Annotated in this window: 5 protein-coding genes; all 5 read right to left on the reverse strand. The window is 71.4% G+C overall.

Annotation, left to right across the window (positions count from 1 at the left end):
* Positions 1 to 60: 60 nt before the first annotated feature.
* Positions 61 to 1,926 carry an ACP S-malonyltransferase gene (fabD, locus tag RDV84_RS21635; protein ID WP_082644427.1) on the reverse strand — a complete coding sequence of 622 codons (1,866 nt, stop codon included), beginning with the start codon at positions 1,924 to 1,926 and terminating at the stop codon, positions 61 to 63.
* Between the two features lie 86 nt (positions 1,927 to 2,012).
* Positions 2,013 to 2,300, reverse strand: a complete 288-nt coding sequence (locus RDV84_RS21640) for an acyl carrier protein (protein ID WP_057947281.1) — start codon at positions 2,298 to 2,300, stop codon at positions 2,013 to 2,015.
* A 54-nt stretch (positions 2,301 to 2,354) separates the two neighbouring features.
* Positions 2,355 to 3,599, reverse strand: coding sequence for an aminotransferase class I/II-fold pyridoxal phosphate-dependent enzyme (locus tag RDV84_RS21645; protein WP_250442931.1), 1,245 nt, complete (start codon positions 3,597 to 3,599; stop codon positions 2,355 to 2,357).
* 36 nt (positions 3,600 to 3,635) lie between these two features.
* Positions 3,636 to 4,709 carry an NAD-dependent epimerase/dehydratase family protein gene (locus RDV84_RS21650; RefSeq protein WP_309151545.1) on the reverse strand — a complete coding sequence of 358 codons (1,074 nt, stop codon included), beginning with the start codon at positions 4,707 to 4,709 and terminating at the stop codon, positions 3,636 to 3,638.
* Positions 4,706 to 20,533 carry an SDR family NAD(P)-dependent oxidoreductase gene (locus RDV84_RS21655; RefSeq protein WP_309151546.1) on the reverse strand — a complete coding sequence of 5,276 codons (15,828 nt, stop codon included), beginning with the start codon at positions 20,531 to 20,533 and terminating at the stop codon, positions 4,706 to 4,708. The genes RDV84_RS21650 and RDV84_RS21655 overlap by 4 nt, the downstream gene beginning before the upstream one ends.
* Positions 20,534 to 20,680 lie beyond the last annotated feature (147 nt).

The following is a 20,680-nucleotide window of genomic DNA, read 5'->3' on the forward strand; positions in this document are numbered from 1 at the left end:
GTTGCGTGCTGCGGTCTGCGGGTTGCGGATGTGGGGACGGCTGCGCCGGCGCGGCCGCGGCTACGCGGCCAACTGGCCGAGCAGGCGCTGCACCGTTTCCAGGTTGCGGCCGAACTGGTTGATCGACACCGCGTGGGCGACGCGGTCGCCGTAGCCGTGCTTGATGAAGCCCGACAAGGTCCCGGTCGGGCCGAGGTCGACGAAGCGGATCGGCTCGCCCTGGCTGAGCGAACCGATCAACTGGTGGAAGTCCACCGGCTGGCGGATCACGTCCCAGAAGTACTGCGCGTCGAAGGCCTCGACCTCGCGCCCGCGCATCGCCGAGTACATCGGCAGGCGCGGCGCCTGGCTGCGCACGGCCTGGGCGTGGCGGCGGAACTCGGTTTCGATCGGATCGACCCCGGCCGAATGGAAGGCGTGATCCACCGGCAGCAGCAGCGACGCCACGTCGACTTCGTCGAGCCGCTGCTTGATCGCCTGCAAGGTCTCCTGCGCGGCGCTGACCACGAAGTTGCGGCCGAAGTTGACGCTGGCCAGGGCCGCGCCGGCGTACAGCTGCGGATGGCGCTGGAAGTGATCGACCGAGGTCAGCACGGTCAGCATGCCGCCGCCGCGGGTCTGCTGGTCGAGCAGGCCGGCCTGGCGCACCACCAGCGCCATGGCGTCCTCCAGCGAAATCGCGCCGGCGACGACCGCGGCCACGTACTCGCCGAGGCTGTAGCCGAGCACGCCATCGGGCTCGATGCCGGCGTCGATCAGCACTTGGGTCAGGCTGTAGCCGAGGCTGAACAAGGCCGGATGCGACAGCCGCACGTCGGTCATGTCGTGATGCTTGCGGCTGTCGTCGTAGAGCTCGGCGACCATGCCGCGGCCGGTGTGGGCGCGGTGCAACGCGTCGCAGGCGTCCATCGCCGCGCGGAACGCGTCGTTGTGGCGGTACAGCTCCTGGCCCATCAGGTAGTACTGCGAGCCCTGGCCGGAGTACATGAACACCGTGCGCGGGCGGCCATCGCGCGCGGCGGCCCGCGCCGGCGCCGCGGCGGCCGCGGGCGCTTCGCTCAACGCCAGCGGCGCCTGCTTGATCTTGAATTGGAGGTTGGTCAGCACGTCGCCCGGACCGATCTCTTCCAACTCGACCGGGCCCTGCGCCAGCAGCCACGACATCGATTCGTACCACTTCACCGGATGGGTGATCTGGCGCACCAGCAGGTCGCGGTAGTCCTGCGCCGGATACGGCCGCGCGCTGACGTTGGCGATCACCTGCGCGCGCAGCGGCCGCAGTTCGAAACCGGCGGCGAAGTCGGCGAAGCGCGCCTGCACGTCCTGCATGAAGCGCGAGTGGAACGCGGCGCTGACGTTGAGGCGGACGAAACGCGCGCCGGCGTCGGTAAACAAGCTTTCGCAGCGCTGGATCTGGTCGAAGTCGCCGGAGATCACCGTCTGCATCGCCGAATTGACGTTGGCCAGGTCGATCCGGTCGAATTCCGATTCCGCCAGCAACCGCGCGACCCGCGCCTGGTCGATGCCGATCACCGCCGCCATCGCCCCGCGCGGCGCCTGCGCCATCAGCCGGCCGCGCTCGGCGACCAGGGCCAGGCCGGTGCGGAAGTCGAACGCGTCGGCGGCGAACAGCGCGGCGAACTCGCCCAGGCTGTGGCCGGCGTAGACCGCCGGCAGCGCATCGCCGCGGTCGCGCCGTTCCAGGAACGCCAGCGCCGACACGGCGAACAGCGCCGGCTGGGTGTACTGGGTCTGGCGCAGCAGGTCGCCCTTGCCGTCCAGTGCGTCCTCAAGGCACAGCTCGCGGATCGAATAGCCCAGCACCTCGTCCGCTTCGCGGACCAGGTGCGGATAGCGCTCGAAACCGGCCGCGCCCATGCCCTTGTGCTGGGACCCCTGTCCCGGGAACACCCAAACCGATGTCATGCGTGCATCTCTCTGGCGTTGCGCTGCGTGCGCAATGGTGTGCGTGCGCGCGCGGCCGGCGCGGGCCGGCCGCGTGGCGGGACGGCTCAGGCGGCGGCGACGGCTTCGCGGCCCGCGTCGGCGCCTTCGAGCTTGCGCTGCAACAGCGCGACCACATCGCCCAGGGTGTACAAGTCGCGCTTCTCGGCGTCGCCCACGGCCACGCCCAGGCGCTGTTCCAGCTCGTACCAGATCTCCAGCATCTCGCGCGAATCCACGCCCAGATCGCCGCCCAGGTAGGAATCGTGATCGACCGTATCGCGGGTGAAGCCGGTTTTCTTGATGTCGTTGATGACGTCCAGAACCGCGTTCGTCGCTTCGTCTTGCTTGCTCATGGCTGCTCTCCTTTTCGACTCGTTGCTGATGCGGGCCGCGCTCGCGCGCGGCGCTTACAGCGCGCCGTGCTCGCGCGCGACCTGGGCGATCATCTCGACCGCGGTATCGATTTCTTCGTGGGTGTGGGTGGCCATCACCGACAGGCGCAGGCGCTCCAGGCCCGGCGGCACCATCGGGTATTCCATGATGTTGGCGAACAGGCCGCGGCGATAAAGCGCGCGGTTGATCTTGCGCACCACGCCGTCCTCGCTGAAGAACACCGGGATGATTCCCGAGTCGCCGCGGATGATGCGCATGCCCTGCGCTTCGAGCTGGTCCTGCATGTAGCGCACGTTGGCGTGCAGGCGCTCGATCCGCTCCGGCTCGCGCTCGATCACGTCCAGCGCGGCGGAAATCGCGGCGATGGTCGGCTGGGCCAGACCCGAGGTGAACAGGTAGGGATAGGAGAAGTTGCGCAGCAGGAAGATGTGCTCCTTGCTGCCGGACACGAACGCGCCCTGCGCGCCGATGGCCTTGGAGCAGGTGGACATGCGCAGGTCGACCTGGCCCATCAGGTCCAGGTGTTCGAGCGTGCCGCGGCCGTGCTTGCCGACCGTGCCCAGGCCGTGGGCGTCGTCGAGGATGACGATGATGTCGTGGGCGCGGCAGATTTCCAGGTACTGCTTGAGCTCGATGATGGTGCCGTCGATCGAGCGCACGCCCTCGACGGTGGAGAAGATCTGCACGCCGGGCTTGGCTTTCTGCTTGATCCGCACGATCAGCTTCTCGAACTCCTCCAGCCGCTCCGGATCGAAGGTGTAGAACGGCACGTTGGTCATCTTGATCGCGTTGATGACGCTGGCGTGGCTGTTCTTGTCGTAGACGATGATGTCGTTGCGGTTCATCAGGCCGTTGACCCAGCACAGGTTGGCCATGTAGCCGCCGGGCAGCAGCACCGCGTCCTCATGGCCGGCCAGCGCCGCCAGGCGCTGTTCCAGCTCCTTGTGCTGGCGGGTGTAGCCGGAGAACGCCGGCGAGCCGCCCGAGCCGATGCCGTACTTCTCCACCGCCTCGATGACCTTGGCCTTGACGTAGGGATCGTTCGACAGCCCCAGGTAGCTGTTGGAGCCGAACACCAGCACGTCGTTGAACTGGTCGCTGTTGAGGTCCTTGTACTTCATGCGCCGGTCGACCGGGCCGAAGCCCTCGCGCCCGGTCATGAAGCCCTGCTCGACCTCGTTGAGGTAAAGCGAATACTGGAAGGCGAGCCGCTGCTTGAAGGGCTGGCGTTCGAGTTCGATCAGCGCGCGGGAGTCCATGGATGCGTCCTCTGGTCAGATGTAGTGGGTGTGCGCTTATGCGAGCGCGGCGTCTTCGGCCGGGGCTTGCGCCTCGGCCTCGGCCTGCGCCTGCGGGCCGAAATAGCCGTTGCGGCGATACCAGTCCGCGCAGTCGCGCAACATGTGTGCGAGCGGGGCGGAACGGTAGGACAGCTCGCGCTCGGCCTTCGCGCTGTCGAAGTAGTAGCTGCCGGCGAACACGCGCATGCGGTAGGCCTCGACGATGGGTTCGCCGGGTAGCAGATGCGGGTGTTTTTCCTGCAGCAGGGTCTTGTAGTACAGGCGCTGGTAGTCGCCGCCGGGGCGGTCGAAGTCCTTGCCGAGGACCTCGCCGATGGCGTCGAGGAAATCGACGTAGCGCACGTCGTGGCCGGCCAGCAGGTAACGCTCGCCCGAGCGGCCCTGGCTCAGCGCGGCGACGTGGGCGCGGCCGACGTCGGCGGCGTGACAGAAGCTGCCGCCGCCCGGCGGCAGGAACGGCACCTGGTTGTGCTGCACGGCCAGCAGCATCCGGCCCCATTGCAGGTTGTGGTCGTAGGCGCCGATCACTTCGGCCGGATTGAGGATCACGCAGTGCAGGCCCTGGCGCGCGCCGTCGAGCACCGCTTCCTCGCCGAGGAACTTGCTCTGCGCATACGGGCTGCGCGAACGGAAGCCGCGCAGCGGCCGGTCCTCGTCGCTACGGCGGGCGGGATCGTCGACCGCGCCGACGGTCGAGGTGGTGCTGGTGTAGACCAGCCGCGGCACTCCCGCCGCCAGCGCGGCGCGCACCACGGTGCGGGTGCCGTGCACGTTGACCGCTTCCAGCGCCGGCCAGTCGCGACGGTTGCAGCTGGTGTTGCCGGCGGTGTGGACGACCCCGCCGGCGCCGCGCAGCGCCGCGGTCAGCGCGGCCTCGTCGGAGAGTTCGCCGCGCACGATCTCGACCCCCATCGGCGCCAGGTGGGCGACGTTGGAGCCTTCGCGCACGTAAGCCACCGGGCGATGGCCGGCGCGGATCGCCTGCTCGACGATGTTGAGGCCGACGAAGCCGTTGGCGCCGGTGACCAGCACTTTCATGCCGGCCGGCGAAGTCGCGGGTGCGCTCATTGGTTCACCTTGTCCAGGGTTTTCCAGAAGGTTTCGCGGCCTTCGCGCTTGCTGCGCATGGCCAGGGCCGCGGGGTTCTTGTCCGGATTCTCCGCCAGCGCCTCCAGCAGCGCCTGGAAGTGCTCCAGCAACACGGCCGCGGCCGCGTCGTCGTCGCTGCCGGACGGATACAGCAGGCTCAGTTCGATCGCGTCGGCATCCACCGTCACCGCCAGTTCCATCGCCACCCGGCTCTGCGCGGCGAACAGCGCCGAGGCCAGCGGCTCGGCCCGCTCGCGATCGGGCCCGCCGCGGTCGAACACGATCACGCTGTCGAACAGGTGCTCCTGCCCGGTCCACTGCTCGATCCGGTCGATCGGCACGTGGGCGTAGGCGTGCTTGCGGTCGAGCGTGCGCTGCAGCGCCGCCAGCCAGCCGCCGACCTTGTCGCGGCCGACCGTGCACACCCGCACCGGCACCAGGTTGCGCAGCGGCTGCGCGTCGGCCTCGCCCTCGCCGGCGCGCGGCGCGGCGAACGAGCGCAGCACGCCGAACTGCGAGCAGCGCGCCTTGGTGTAGCGGTTGACCAGGATCGCCCAGGCCGCGGCGACCAGGGTCTCGACCTCGATCCGGTGCGCCTGGGTGCAGCGCTGCAGGCTGCGCACCAGTTCCTCGTCGAGGCGGCCGCTGACGCTGCGCAGCGGCGCGGCGGCGCGCTCGCCTTCGTCCTCGTTGGTATCGCCGCGCGCGCTCAGCACCGACGGCGCCAGGGCGAAGCTGGTGTCGGCGAGATCGCGCAGGTAGTCCAGCCAGTAACGGCGGGCCAGCTCTTCGCCGGCGTCGCCATCCTCGCCCTCGGTTTCGCCATCGGCCGACGCCGCGACGGCGGTCGCGCCGTCGCGCTGGAACCACTGCTGCGGCAGCGCATCGGCTTCGGCCTCCGCGCTTTCCGGCGCCGCCATCGGCGCGAGCGGCTGCGGCTGCGGCCGCTGCGCGCCGACCGCGGCGTACAGGTCGCAGACCTGGGTTTCGAACGGATAGCCCGGGAACGACAGGCGCCGGCGCGCGGCGCCCGCGTGCAGGCCGGCCCAGTCGATCTCGCCGCCGCGGGTCCAGATCGAGCCGAGCTTGTCCCACTGGCGCGACTGCATCAGCGCTTCGACGAACTCGCGCCCCGCCTCGCCGTCGAGCAGCTCGGCCAAACCGCCGGACTGGCGCGCATCGCCGGCATGGATGCCGCGCGCGGCGGCCGCGCCGGTTTCCAGATAGGCGACCAGCCGCGCCGCCAGTTGCGCGCGGTCGGCGGCGACGATGGCCAAGCGGTGATCGAAGGCGACGCGGCCGACTTGGCTGGAATAGGCCAGGTCCGCCAACGCCGCCGCGTCGATGCGCTCCTCGCGCAACTCGCGCAGCAGGCGCTCGGCATAAGCGCGCAAGCGCTCCTCGCTGCGCGCCGACAGCAGCACCACCGACGCGTCGGCGGCCGCCGACGGCGGCGGCTGCGGCACCGACTCCAGCACCACGAACGCGTTCGAGCCGCCCATGCCGAAGGAATTGATCGCCGCCAGCCGGGTGCCGCGCGCATTGGCCGGCCACGCCTGCGCTTCGCGCGGGAACCGGAACGGCGAGCGCTCGTGGTCGAACGAGGCGTTGACGGTCTTGAGCCGCGCGCACGGCGACAGCCGCGCGTGGCGCATGCTCAGCAGCACCTTGATCAGCGAACACACGCCCGAGGCCGCCTCCATGTGGCCGAGGTTGGCCTTGCTGCCGATGGCGCAGAAGCCGTCGGCCTCGCTGCCGCGGCGCAGCGCGTTGGCCAGCGCCTTGAGTTCGATCGGATCGCCCAGTTCGGTGCCGGTGCCGTGGCTTTCCAGGTAGCCCAGTTCCTCCGTGGCGACGCCGGCTTCGGCCAGCGCGCGCGACGCGGTCTCTTCCAGCACGCGGATGTTGGGCAAGTACTGGCCCGCGCCGGTGCCGGCATGGCTGATGCTGGAGCCGCGGATCACCGCGTGGATGCGGTCGCCGTCGGCCTGGGCGCGGCTCAGGCGCTTGAGCATCACCACGCCGACGCCCTCGCTCGGCACCAGGCCGTTGGCGGCGTCGTCGAAGGTGCGTTCCACGCCGTCCGGCGAGAGCACCTTCATGTCGTTGAGCATCAGGTACTTGCTCGGATGCAGGCTGAGGTTGACGCCGCCGGCCAGGGCCAGCTCGCATTCGCCGTCGAGTATCGCGCGCCGCGCCAGATGCACCGCGGTCAGCGAAGACGAGCACGCGGTCGACACGGTCAGGCTGGGGCCGCGGAAGTTCATCAGGAACGACAGCCGGTTGGCCAGTTCGCTGATCACCGAGCCCGGGCCGGGATAGCGCCCGATCCGCGCCTGCAGTTCGGCCATGATCCAGGTGAAGTCCTCGTTCATCGCGCCGACGTAGACGCCGACGCGCTGCTCGGCCAGCGCCTGCGGCGTGTAGGCCGCATCCTCGACCGCGTGCCAGGCCGCGCGCAGCAGCACGCGCAGCTGCGGGTCGAGCTTGGAGGCTTCCTCCAGGCTCATGCGGAACAGGCCGGGATCGAAACGGTCCACGTCGGGCAGGAAGCCGCCGCGGCGCGCATAGCCGCGGCGCGCGCCGTCGGCGGCGGCCGCCGGCCAGCGCTCGTCGGGAATCGCGCCGAGGCAGTCGCGGCCGTGTTGCAGGTTGTCCCAGAACTCGGCCAGGTCGGCCGCCTGCGGGAACTGTCCGGCGAAACCGACGATGGCCACCGCGTCGTCGGCCTGCGGCTGCGCCGAAGGCATCGCCGAACGGCGCTTGGCCGAGACCGGCAAGGCGCTGCGTTCGGCGCGCGGCGCGACGGGCGCCGGCGCCGCGGCAGGCGTCGTTGCGGCGGGCGCGGCGGCCGTCGCCGCGGGTTCGCCGACCAGCGCGCGCAGCGCCGGGCCGTGCTGCTGGATCAGGTACTGGGTCAGCCGCGCCGGGGTGTCGTGTTCGAACAGCACCGTCTTGGGCAGCCCGGCGAAATCGCGGCTGAGGCTGTCGCGCAGCTCCATCAGCATCACCGAGTCCATGCCCAGTTGCTCGAAGCTGACGTTGGAACCGATGTCGTCGGCGCCGGCCTTGACCACCACCGACAGGCGCTGCTTGAGCAAGGCTTCGGCGCGACGGGCGAAGTCGTCGCCCGCCGCGGGCGCGGGCGCGGCGGCGACGGATGCGGGTGCCGCGTCGCGCACCGTCGCCGGCGCGGCCTTCAGTGGCAGCGCGGCGGGCGCGGCGACGGTGCGCGCGGCGGTCTGCGCCGGCGCCGCCGGCTCCGACGACGCCGGCTCCGACGATGCCGCATGCACGCGCAAAGTCCGCGCGATCTTGGCAGCATCGCCCACCGCCACCAGCACCTGCGCCTGATCGCCGCGCAGCAGCCGGCCGAACGCGTCGAGGCCTTCGGCCTCGCTCAGCGCCGACATGCCGGAGAAGCCGAACAGCGAGGCGTCCTCGCCGGAAATCTCCATGCCGCCGCTGGCCCACAGCGGCCAGCCGATCGCCACGGTCTTGCCCGAGCGCTTGCCCTGCCGGCGCTGCGCTTCGCGCCACAACGCATGGCTGTCGAGGAAGCGGTTGCCGACCGCGTACGCGCCCGAGCCGAGGTCGCCCAGTTGCGCCGACACCGAGGAGAACGTCACGAACACATCCAGCGCCTCGCCGGCGCTGGCGCGGTCGAGCGCCAGGGTGCCGTCGAGTTTGGGCGCCAGCACTTCGGCGAAACCGGCGTCGTCGAGTTCGAGGATCGCGCGGTCGCTGGCCACGCCGGCGCAGTGGATCACGCCGTCGAGCCCGCCCCAGGCCGTGCGCGCCTGCGCCACCGCGGCCTCGGCCTGGCCCGGGCGCGCCGCGTCGGCGGCGAAGTACTGCACTTCGGCGCCGGCCGCGCGCAGCGCCTGGATCTGGCGCTGGGTGTCTTCGTTCGGCTGGGCCGAGCGGCCGGTCAGCAGCAACCGCGCCTGGAAGCGCGCAGCCAGGTAGCGGGCCACGACGAGACCGAGCTTGCCGGCGCCGCCGCTGATCAGATAGCGGCCGCGCGGCTTGAACGGCAGCGCCGCGTCGGCGCCGTCGGCGCCGGCGGGCTGGTGCGGCAACAGCGCGCGCAGCAGGCGGCGGCCGTTCCAGTGGGCGATCTCGTGCCCGGTCTGGGAACCGCCGGCCTGCAGTTCGGCGGCGACGACGGCGGCCAGCGCCGCGGCGTCGTCGAGGTCGCTGCGCAAGGTGAACAGTTCGAAGCGGTGATTGATCGTCAGCAGCGACTTGGCGTAACCGGACACCGCATCGTGCTGCGGCTGCACCGCGTCCTCATCGCAACGGTGCACGCAAGCGCAGCGCAGCGCGCGGCCCGGCAGGCTGCGCTCCAGCGCCACGAACAGGTGCCGCAGCGACTGCGCGCTGCGCTGCACGGCGGCGTAGTCGCCGCTGTCGGCGGCGGCGGCGAAGTCCGGCGCCTCGTCCAGCACCTGCACGATCGCCGCGGGCGCGAGATCCTGCGCGGCGAGGTGCGCGATCAGCGCGTCGGCGCCGGCGGCGCTGTCCGGGTCGTAGCGGAAGGTATCGTCGGCGAGCGCTTCGAAGCCCTCGCCCGGCTGCGCCAGCAGCACCCGCGCGGTCGGCAGCGATTGCGCCAGCGCTTGCGCCAGGGACTGCATCGATCCGGCGCGCGGCGCCAGCACCAGCACGTTGCGGCCATCGAGTGCGGCGCCGGCCGCAGCGGCCGGCGCGTCCAGCCATTCGTAGCGGTAGTACTGCAGGCTGCGCGCCGGCGCCGGTTCGGCCTTGACCAGCGGCCGCGCCGAGAAGTCGTGCAGCTTGATCAGCACGCGGCCGTCGGCGTCGGTCACCACGATCCGGTATTTGCGCAGGCCGGTCGCTTCGGCCCCGTCGCCGGTCTCGACCGCGTAGGCGTAGCACTCCTCGGTCAGCGGGTGGCGCAGTTCCAGTTCGCCGAGCGCGAACGGCACGATCGGCACGGTCGCTTCGCGGCTGTCGGCGCCGATCGCCAGGCACGCGCGCAGCGCGCCGTCGAACAGCGAGGGATGCAGGACGAACTCGCCCGCCTCCTCGCGCAGCGGCTGCGGCAGCGACAGCCTGCACAGCGCGCCGTCGGCGAGGCGGTAGCGGGTCTGGGTGACGCGGAACGCCGGGCCGTAGTGGAAGCCCATGCGATGGAAACCGGCGTAGACCGGTTCCAGCGACTCGGTCGACACCGCGGCGGCGCGCAGCGCGTCCAGGTCCAGCCATTCGTCGGCCGGCGCCTCGTCGCGGTGGCGGTAGACCAGCTCGCCTTCGACATTGGCGTCGCGCGAAGCGGCGCGCACGATCTCGAACTCGACCGTTTCGCCGTTCTGGCGCAGTTCGACGTGCACGTCCTCGGGCGCGTCCTTGACCTCGACCGGCTGCACCCAGATCAGGTTGCGGATCGCATCGACCGTCCACTCGCCGCCCATCGCCAGTTCGCCGGCGACGCGGGCCATTTCCAGATACGCCACGCCGGGCAGGATCAGCCGCGGCTCGCCGGTGGCGACCACGTGGTCGCGCAGGTAGAACTCCTTGCCGGTGAGGCGCTTGGCGTAGCGCTGTTCGGTCAGGGTCGAGAGATTGCGGTCGAGCAGCGGATGCAGGCGTTCCACCGCCTCGCCCTCGCCCGCCGCGGCGCGTTGCTGCACCCAGTGGCGGCGGGTCAGGAACGGCAGGCCCGGGAACGACAGGCGCCGCACCGCCGGCGCGCGGCGCGCGCCGCCGGCATCGGCGTACAGCAGGTCGGCGTAGCGCTCCCAGTCGACGTCGAGCATCGACACCCAGGCCTTGGCCAGCTGCGGCAGGCGGCCGGCCTGGACCAGGCTGCGCAGCAGCGCGTCGCGCTGGGCTTCGTCGAGGATGCCTTCGAGCTTTTCGTTGTGCTTGCGCAGGCTGCCGCGGTGCACGCCGGCGGGCAGTTCGCCCTTGCGGTACTGCGCCAGCGCCTGGGTCAGTTCGGCCACGCTGGAGGCGACCACGGCAACACGCTCGTGCATCGCCTCGCGGCCGATCTGCGAGGAATACGCCAGGCTGCGCAGATCGGGCGTGCGGCCGTGGGCGCGGGCGCGTTCGAGGAAGGCGACCACGCGGTCGATATACAGCCCCAGGCGTTCTTCGCTGTCGGCCGAAAGCACGAACAGCGCGGGCTGCGCCGCGGCCGCGGCGCGCACCGGCGCGACGTGCTCTTCGATCAGCAGGTGCGCGTTGGCGCCGCCGGCGCCGAACGAACTCAATCCGGCGCGGCGCGCGGCCGGCAGGCCGGCGACGCCCGGACGGCCCGGCGCGTCCCACGGCTCCAGCGCCTGGACCACGCGGAACGGCGTCTTGGCGAAGTCGATGTTGCTGTTGAGCGGCGTGGCATGCAGCGACGGCGCGATGCTGCGGTGGCGCATCTGCAGCAGGATCTTGGTCAGCCCGGCGATGCCGGCGGCCGATTCGAGATGGCCGATGTTGGTCTTGACCGAACCGATCCGGCACGACTGCGGCGCCACCGCGCCTTCGCCGTCGCGGCCGCGCGCTTGCTTGAGCGCGTCCTGGGCGGCGCTGGCGAAGGCCTTGGACAGGCCGGCGATCTCGATCGGATCGCCGAGCGAGGTGCCGGTGCCGTGGGCCTCGATGTAATCGACGCTGCCCGGATGCCAGCCGGCGCGGCGCAACGCCTTGCCGATCACCTGGCTCTGCGCGACCTGGTTCGGCACGGTGTAGCCGTTGGTCTTGCCGCCATGGTTGACCGCCGAGGCCTTGATCACGCCGTGGATCTGGTCGCCGTCCTCGATCGCCTGCTTGAGCGGCTTGAGCAGTACCGCGCCCATGCCCTCGCCCGGCACGTAGCCGTCGCCGCCGTCGCCGAACGCGCGGCAGCGGCCGTCGGTGGACAGGAACTGGCCCTGGGCGAGCTGGTGGTACTTGACCGGATGCACGATCAGGTTGACGCCGCCGGCGATGGCCATCTGGCAGTCGCCGTTGCGGATCGCCTGGCAGGCCAGGTGGATCGCGGTCAGCGACGAGGAGCACATGGTGTCCAGCGCCAGGCTCGGGCCGCTGAGGTTGAGGAAATACGACACGCGGTTGGCGATGGAGGAATGCAGCGCCATCGGCCGGCCGTAGCGGCGCTGTTCGTCGGTGACGTCGAGGTATTGGTAGTGGTCCCACATCACCCCGACGAACACGCCGACCTCGCGCTCGCGCAGCGACTGGCGGGTGTAGCAGCCGTCCTCGATGCATTCCCACGCGGTCTGCAGGAACAGCCGCTCCTGCGGGTCCAGGATCTCGGCCTCGCGCGGCGAGATGTGGAAGAACTCGGCGTCGAACTGGTCGACGTCGTCGATGAAGCCGCCCCATTTGCTGTAGACCATGCCGCGCGCGTTGCGGTCGGGATGGAAGTGCGGCGCGTGGTCCCAGCGCGACAGCGGGATCTCGCTGATGCCGTCGCGGCCGGCGCTGAGGTTGTTCCAGAAGTCCTCGACCGTGCGCGCGCCGGGGTAGCGGCCGCTGAGGCCGACGATGGCGATGTCCTGGCGCTCCAGCGCGGCGCTGCGCGCCATCAGGCGCGAGGCGCCGGGCACGCGCGGGCGCGGCGCGGCGGCTTCGGCCGGATGCGGCTGCGCGTCTTCGGCGCCGGCGCTCTCCAGGCTGGCGCCGGCGATCGCGGCCAGCGCGCGGCTGGCGCGGGCGCTGCCGGCCGGCTTCTCGCGCAGCTGCGCGGCCCACTCGGCGAGGCTGTCGTGGCGATAGACCGCGCTGTCCTCGACGCCGTCGTAGAGCTGGCGCAGGCCGTGCAAGGCCTCGATCAGGTTGACCGGGTCCAGCGGCCACTGCGCCAGCGGCGTGTCGGCACCGCAGTCGCGCGCGGCCTCGCCGAGCAGGTGTTGCAGCAACAGGTGCAGGCGCGCGGCATCGGCGCCCGACGCGGCTTCGGCCGGCGCCGCTTCGACCGCGGCCAGCTGCGCCAGCGCCGCCTGCGCGGCGGGCTGCGCCGCCGCGGCCGGCGCGGACGCCGGTACCGACGCCGGTACGTTGGCCGCCACCAGCGCGCGCACCGTGTCGGCATGGCTGTCGAGGAAGTACTCCGACAGGCTGTGCAGGTCCTGGTATTCGAAGAACAGCGTCTTCGGCACTTCGCCGAAGGTCACCTGCAGGCGCTCGGTCAGGGTGAGGATCATCACCGAGTCGATGCCGTAGTTCTCCAGCGCGCTCTTGGGTTCGATCTGGTCGGCCGGCACCTTGGTGACCTTGGACAGCAGGTCGACCAGATGGGCGATGATCGCCGCGTACATGGCTTCGTCGCTGGCCGCGCCCGCGGGCGCGGCGGCGACGACCGCCGCCGGCGCCGCGGCCTTGGCCGCGACCGGCGCGGCGCTGGCGACGACCGCCTCGCTCTTGGGCGCGGCGCTGCGGCCCAGGCCCAGCTGCGGCGCGGCCTGGATGCTCAGCCGCTCCAGCCGCACCAGCACCCGGCCGGAACCGTCGAGCACGTCGATGTCGTAGTGGCTCTGCTCGGCCGGCGCGCCCGGCGCCTGCACCTTGCGCGCATAGGCGTAGCACTGCCCGCCCACCGGATGCAGCGCCTGGATCCGGCGCAGCCGCACCGGCACCTTGATCGTCGTCGCGGTCGCGACCAGGCCATGGTCGATGCCCAGCGCGGTGCGCACCGCGCCGTCGAGCAGCGACGGCGGCAAGGTGTAGCCGGCCAGCGCCTGGGTCTCGCCCTGGGCCGGCACGCCGAGCCGGGCCAGCGCTTCCTCGGCGTTGAAATGCAGCAGTTCGAACACCCGGAAGCCGGGGCCGAAGTTGAAGCCCATGCGCGCGAACGCGGCATCGATGGCGTCGCGTTCCAGGCGCTGGCAGCGCGCGGCGATGGCGTCGAGGTCGAACGCGGCCGGCGTCGCCGCCTGCTCGGCTTCGCCGTCTTCGTATTCGAGCACGCCCTGGGCATAGACCGTGCGCGATTCGCCGCGGGCCTGGTACAGCTCGAACTGCACGCCGTCTTCATCGGGCAACAGGCCGATGTCGTAGCTTTCCGGCGCGGCGTTGACCTGATCGGGACCGATCAAGATCGGCTTGAGCCAGCGCACCTCGCGCAGCGCGCGCACCGCCGCACCGCCGCCGGCTAGGCGGCCCGCGGCCAAGGCCATTTCCAGGTACGCCACGCCCGGCAGGATGCGGTTGCTGCCGAGCTGGTGATCGCGCAGGAACGGCTCGTCGGGACGGAAGGTCTTGCGGAAGGTCTGCTCGTCCAGGGTGGAGACGTTGGCGTCGAGCAGCGGATGCAGCGCCGCCGCGCCGGTGCCCGCGCCCGAAGCCGGCTGGGCGTTGGCGCCGGAGTGCGCGACCCAGTAGCGCTGGCGCTGGTAGACGTAGGTCGGCAGCGGCAGGCGCCGGCGCGCGCCCGGCGCGTGCAGGCGTTCCCATTCGACCGCGTGGCCGTCGACCCAGGCGCCGGCCAGCGCGTCCAGATCGCGCCGCGCCAGCCAGTCGGCCAGCGCCGGGGTTTGCGCGGCACGCTTGGCGTTGTCGCGATGGCCCAGGCGCAGCGCGGCGTGCGCGCGCTGCTGCGCATGCGCGCGCAGCGCCTCGACGGCGTCCTCGACCCGCGTCGCGCGCACCGCCAGGCGGTGCTCCATCGCCACCCGGCCGATCTGCAGGGTATAGGCGGCGTCGTGCAGCGACAGCTGCGGATTGCGCTCCAGGTGATCGGCCAGATTGCCGGCCATCGCCTGCAACGCGGTCTCCTTGCGCGCCGACAGCACGATCAGCGCCGGCTGGCCGCGTTCGGCCGGATCTTGGGGACGCAGCGGCTCGATGTATTCCTCGACGATCACGTGCGCGTTGCTGCCGCCGGCGCCGAACGAACTGATGCCGGCCAGGCGCGGAACTTCGACCTTGCGCGCAACGCCGTCGGCGCCGGTCACGTCGAGCTTCGGCCGCTTCCACGGCTCCAGCGCGCGCTGCACGTAGAACGGGCTGCGCTGGAATTCGATGTAGGGATTGAGCGTGTCGGAATGGATCGACGGCACCAGGGTCTGGTGCTTCATCTGCAGCAGCACCTTGCTCAGGCCGGCGACGCCGGCCGCGGCTTCCAGGTGGCCGATGTTCGACTTGACCGAGCCGATCGCGCAGTACTGCAGTTCCTGCGCGGCGCCGGCAGGCGCGGCGAACGCGCGGTTGAGGCCGGCGATCTCGATCGGATCGCCCAGGCTGGTGCCGGTGCCGTGCGCTTCCAGGTAGCTGATGTGGCGCGGATCGACGCCGGCATGATCCAGCGCCTCCTGCACCAGCGCCGCCTGGCGCTTGGAATTGGGCACGGTGAAACCGGAGGTCTTGCCGCCGTGGTTGACCGAGGTACCGCGGATCACGCCGTAGATGTGGTCGCCGTCGGCCTGCGCCTGCGCCAGCGGCTTGAGCAGCACCGCGCCGACGCCCTCGCCCGGCACGTAGCCGTCGCCGCCTTCGCCGAAACTGCGGCAGCGGCCGTCGCTGGACAGGAAACGCATGTCCGCCAGCAAGTGGTACTTGTTGAAATGCAGCGACAGGTTGACCGCGCCGGCCAGCGCGACCGCGACCTCGCCGTTGCGGATCGCCGCGCAGGCCAGGTGGATCGCGGTCAGCGACGACGAACACGCGGTGTCGATGGTGATGCTGGGGCCGGAGAAGTTGAAGCAGTGCGAGACGCGGTTGGCGATGGCCCAGTACAGGCTGTGCGGCGTGGTCCAGGTGTCGGGCGCGCCCTCGATGCCGTAGAGCTGGTAATCGCCCCACATCACCCCGGCGTAGACGCCGACCGGGTTCTCGCGCACGCCCTGCGGCGCGGCCAGCTTGTCCGGCGTGTAGCCAGCGTCCTCGATCGCCAGCGCCGCGGTCTCCAGGAACAGGCGTTCGCTGGGGTCCATGATCTCGGCCTCTTTGGGCGAGATGTTGAAGAACAGCGGATCGAACTGGTCGACGCGGTCGAGGAAACCGCCCCACTTGCTGTAGCTCTTGCCAATGGTCACCGGGCCGGGCTGCCAGGTGCTTTCGATGTCCCAGCGGTCCGACGGGATCTCGACCACGCAATCCAGGCCGCGGGTCAGGTTGTCCCAGAACTGCTCCAGGTCTTCGGCCTTGGGATAGCGGCCGGAGATGCCGACGATGGCGATGTCGTCGCGGCCCTCGGGCGCGGCGCGGCGCACCGGCGCCGAGGCGCGCGCGGGCAGCGCGGCGACCGGCGTAGCGGCGGCGGAAACGGCGGCGACCGACGCGGCCGGCGCCGCGGCCGGCGCATCGAGTCCGGCGACGCGGCGGCTGGCCTGCGGGTGCTGTTCGATGAAATAGGCCGTCATCTCGGCCAGGGTCTGCTGCTCGAAGAACAGGGTCTTGGGCAGGCTGCCGAAGTCCTTCTCCAGCAGGTTGACCAGGTCGATCATCACCACCGAATCGAAGCCGTAATCGCGGAAGGCGCGGTCGGGATCGAAGTGCGCGGCGATCTGCAGGTGAGCGGCGAACAGCTGCGAGAGATGGCGCGCGATCGCCGGGCGCAGGCGCTCGGCATCGTCGCCGTCCGCGCCGGCCGCAACGCTGTCCACGGCGGCGGCGGCGACCGGCGCGGCCTCGACCACGCCGAGCACCTGCGCCACCCGCGCGGCGTCGCCGGGCATGGTCGCCAGCTGCGGCGAGGCCTGGGCCAGGCCGTATTCGAAGATCGCCAGCCCTTCGTCGTTGAGCAGCGGCACGATGCCGAAGCTGTTGCGCAGCATCTGCTCTTCTTTCTCGCCCAGGCGCATGCCGCCGTCTTTCCAGTACGGCCAGTTGACCGACAGGGTCTTGCCGCTGCGTTCGCCCCGGCCGCGCAGGGCTTCGCGGGCGTGGGCGAAATAGTCCTCGAAGGCGTTGCCGAAACCGTAGTCGCACTGGCCGACGTTGCCGAGCACGCCGGTCACCGACGAGAACAGCGCGAACACCTCCAGCGGCTCGGCGCGGGTTTCCTCGTCCAGGTGCCAGGTGCCCAGCGCCTTGGGCGCGATCACCCGACCGAACGACTCGGCGTCCTTGCGCAGGATGAAGCCGTCCTCGATCACGCCGGCCGAATGCAGCACGCCGTTGAGACGGCGGCCGTCGGCATGGATGCGGGCGACGGCCGCGCGCACGTCCTCGCGCCGCGACACGTCGCAGGCCAAATACAGCGCCTGCCCGCCGAGCGCGTTGAGCGCATCGAGTTCGAGCTGCTGCGCTTCGTTGGGCGGCTTGCGGCCGGTCAAATAGACGGTCGCGCGGTAGCGCCCGCACAGGTGGCGGGCGAAGATCAGGCCGAGCGCGCCGAGGCCGCCGGTGATGAGATAAGTGCCGTCTTCGCGCAGCGCGGCGCCCGCGCCGGCGGCGACGCCGGCATCGGCGCGGCCGTCGGCGACCACGAAGTCGCGGACCTCGCGCCGGCCCTCGCGATAACGCACGTCGGCGTGGCTGTCGTCGCCGGCGAATTCGGCCGCGATCAGCGCGCCCAGGTCGGCGCCGTGCCATTCGTTCGGATCGAACTGGACCGCGCGGCCGGAGTAACTCGGCTTCTCGATCCGCAAGGTCTTGTAGAAACCGCTCAGGCCCTGCGCATCCGGGCGCGGCGCGGGGTCGGCGATCAAGTGCACGAAGCGCGCGCTCTTGGTCCCGCGCAGCATCGCCTTGGCCAGGACGAAGGCGCTGCGCGCGCCGGCGTCCACGTACGCGCCGAGGTCGGGTTCTTGCGCGCCGTCGCGCGGCGCGATCCACAGCACCTTGGCCAGCGACGCGCCGCGCGCGGCCAGCGCGGCGACGGCGGCCTGGGCGTCGTCCCAGTCGCCGGCGCGCATGCGCACGGTGTCGCCATCGGTATCGAGCGATGCGCCGAAGCACAGGCGCTCGATCCGGGTGGCGGCGTAGCGCGCGTCGGCGCGCAGCCGCGCCTGCAGCCAATCGACGTCGGCACCGGCACCGATCAGCAGCAACTGCTCGGGCACCGCATCGGCGGCGGGCAACGGCAGCGCGCTCCAATGCGGGCGGTACACGCTCGCCGCCAGCGCTGGCGACAACGCCGGCAGCTCGGCCGCGGGCGCCGCCGCGACGACGGGCTCGGCCTGCAGCGGTCGCACGCTCAAGCCGCCCAGCAGCGCGCATACGCGGCCGCTGTCGGCGTCGCTGAGTTCGATATCGATCTTGCCGTCGGCGCGGCGCAGGCGCGCGCGCATGCGCGGCGTGCACGCGGCGCGCAGGTCCAGGCGGTCGAGCGCGAACGGCACCCGCGCGCGCGGCGCGGCGGCCGGTTCCGGCCCGAAGCCGGCGCTCCAGGCCACCGCGGCCTGCAGCGCCGCATCGGCCAGGCTCGGATGCAGCACGTACTGGCCGAACTGCGCGTCCAGTCCCTCGGGCAGTTCCAATTCGGCGACGCATTCCTGCTCGCCCAGGCGCAGCGAACGCAGCGCACGATGCGCGGCGCCGTAACGCATGCCGGCTTCGTCGAAGCGCTCATAGCACGCCTGCGCGGCGAGTTCGAGCGCGCCCGCATCGGCCGGCGCCGCCGGCCAGGCCTCGGCGGCCGCATCCTCGCCCCACGCGGCCTGGCCGCGGCAGTACACCGCACTGCCGTCCTCGGCGACGATCTGGAACGACAAGCGCTGGCCGGCCAGCGCGTCGCCGTCGGCGTCCGCGGCCAGATCGACGTGCACGCTCACCGGCGCGTCGCGCTGTTCCAGCGGGCGCAGCCACAGCACGTCGCGCAGTTGCAGGCGTGCGCCGCGCAGCGGCTCGCCCAGCGCCTCGACGATCGCCGCGCGCACCATCTCCAGGTACACCACCGCCGGCAGCACCGGCTGGCCGCCGATGACGTGGTCGGCGAGGAAGAACTCGCGGCCGTCGAAACGGGCCGAAAAGCGCGGCGCACCCAGCGACGGCACCCGCGCGTGCAGCGCCGGATGCAGTGTGCCGTCGGCGCGGACGGCCGCGGCCTGCGTGCGCTGCGGAATCCAGAAGCGTTCGCGCGCGAACGGATAGGTCGGCAGCTTGGCCGGGCGCAGGTCGCGGCCGCGGAACAGGCCGGCCCACGCCAACTGCGCGCCTTGCGCGTACGCCGCCGCCAGTTCGCACGCGGCCGCGTCCCACTGCGCGCCCTTCGGCGCCGACTTGCCGCTCATGCGCAGCAACAGCGCCGCCGCGGCCTCGGCGAGCGCGGCGTCGATCTGCGCCGGCGCCGGCTCGGCGGCGTCGCCGGCCTGCGCGCGCTCGCGTTCGGCGCGTTCGCCGGCGTCCACCGCCGCGACCAGCGCCTGGCGCAGTTGCGCCGCGTTCGCGGCGACGCAGGCATAGCGATAGTCGAAATGATCGCGCCCGGCCAGCAGGGTTGCGCTGATGTCGGCCGCCTCGGCCGTCGCGCCGGCATCGTCGAGCCAGGCCAGCAGGTCGCGCTGGCGTTGCAGCAGCGCCTGCGGGGTCTTCGCCGACAGGCCCATCGGCCACGCCAGCGGCTTCGCCTTCGACGGCTTGCGCGCCGGCGCTTGCGGCGGCTCTTCCAGCACCAGGTGCGCGTTGGTGCCGCCGAAACCGAACGAGCTTACGCCCGCGCGCAGCGGCGCATCGCCCAGGCGCGGCCACTCGCGGGTGGCGTCGAGCATGTAGAACGGCGTGCCGTCGATGCTGATGCGCGGGTTGAGCGTGGCGAAATCGTGCAGCCCGGGCAACTGGCGGTGGCGGAAGGCCATCATCACCTTGATCGCGCCGGCGACGCCGGCGGACGCTTCCAGGTGGCCGATATTGGTCTTGACCGAGCCCAGGCCGCAGTAGCCGACGTCGAGCTCGACCTGCTGGCGCTCGGCCAGGGTGCGGAACGCGGTGGCCAGTCCTTCGAATTCGATCGGATCGCCCTTGGGCGTGCCGGTGCCGTGCGCTTCGACGTAGCCGACGCTGTTGACCGGGATGCCGGCGCGCTCGTGCGCGGCCACGATCACCTCGGCCTGCGCGCGCGGGCTCGGATAGGTCAGGGTATAGGTGTCGCCGCAGTGATTGACCGCGCTGCCCTTGATCACGCCGTAGACGCTGTCGCCGTCGGCGAGCGCCTTGTCCAGCGGCTTGAGCAGCAGCAGCGCCGCGCCTTCGCCGCGCACGTAGCCGTCGGCGCGCTCGTCGAAGGTCTTGCAGGTGCCGGTCGGCGACAGCATGCCCATCTTCGAGAACGAGATGTGCCGGGTCGGCGTCAGCAACAGATTGATGCCGCCGGCCAGGGCCATTTCGCAATCGCCGTACTCGATCGCCTGGATCGCGCTGTGGATCGCGTTGAGCGAGCTCGAGCAAGCGGTGTCGACCGGAATGCTGGGACCGCGCAGGTCGAAGTAGTGCGAGACCCGGTTGGCGATCACCGCGGTCGCGGTGCCGGTGGAATGGTGCGCTTCGATCTCGGATTCGCCGCGTTCCTGCAGCTCTTTGTAGTCGTGGTTGAACACGCCCACGATCACCCCGACCTTGCGCCCGCGCAGCGACGAGGGCGCGATGCCGGCGTCCTCCAGGCAGGCCCAGCTCAGCTCGAGCATGATCCGCTGCTGCGGGTCCATGGTCTGCACGACCTTGGGCAGCAAGCCGAAGAAGCGGTGATCGAACGCGTCCACGCGCTCGATGAAGCCGCCCCACTTGCTCAGGCTCTTGTTCGCCTCGACCCGCGGATCGCCCCAGTACGCGGTCCAGTCCCAGCGATCGCCGGGGACCACGCGGATGCTGGCTTCGCGCGCGGCCAGGTTGCGCCAATAGGCGTGATGGTCGTCCGCTCCGGGAAAACGACAGGCGATGCCGATTACAGCGATATCCATTCCCTTGCCCTCAACACGAACCACGCCCCAACACGGAAGACGGCGTCGCAGGCGGCGTTATCGGCCGCATGCAAGCCGTCGAGGTCGACTTCGCTGATCCAGTCGCTGCAAGCGCGTTCGCACGCGCATGGCCGTTCGATTCCCCGG

The organism is Lysobacter yananisis, from assembly GCF_031199375.1.
Lineage (GTDB): Bacteria > Pseudomonadota > Gammaproteobacteria > Xanthomonadales > Xanthomonadaceae > Lysobacter > Lysobacter yananisis.

Excerpts from the sequence above, each read along its gene's own strand:
- RDV84_RS21655 (WP_309151546.1), bottom strand. The coding sequence starts at position 20,533 with ATGGATATCGCTGTAATCGGCATCGCCTGTCGTTTTCCCGGAGCGGAC.
- RDV84_RS21640 (WP_057947281.1), bottom strand. The coding sequence starts at position 2,300 with ATGAGCAAGCAAGACGAAGCGACGAACGCGGTTCTGGACGTCATCAAC.
- fabD (WP_082644427.1), bottom strand. The coding sequence starts at position 1,926 with ATGACATCGGTTTGGGTGTTCCCGGGACAGGGGTCCCAGCACAAGGGC.
- RDV84_RS21645 (WP_250442931.1), bottom strand. The coding sequence starts at position 3,599 with ATGGACTCCCGCGCGCTGATCGAACTCGAACGCCAGCCCTTCAAGCAG.
- RDV84_RS21650 (WP_309151545.1), bottom strand. The coding sequence starts at position 4,709 with ATGAGCGCACCCGCGACTTCGCCGGCCGGCATGAAAGTGCTGGTCACC.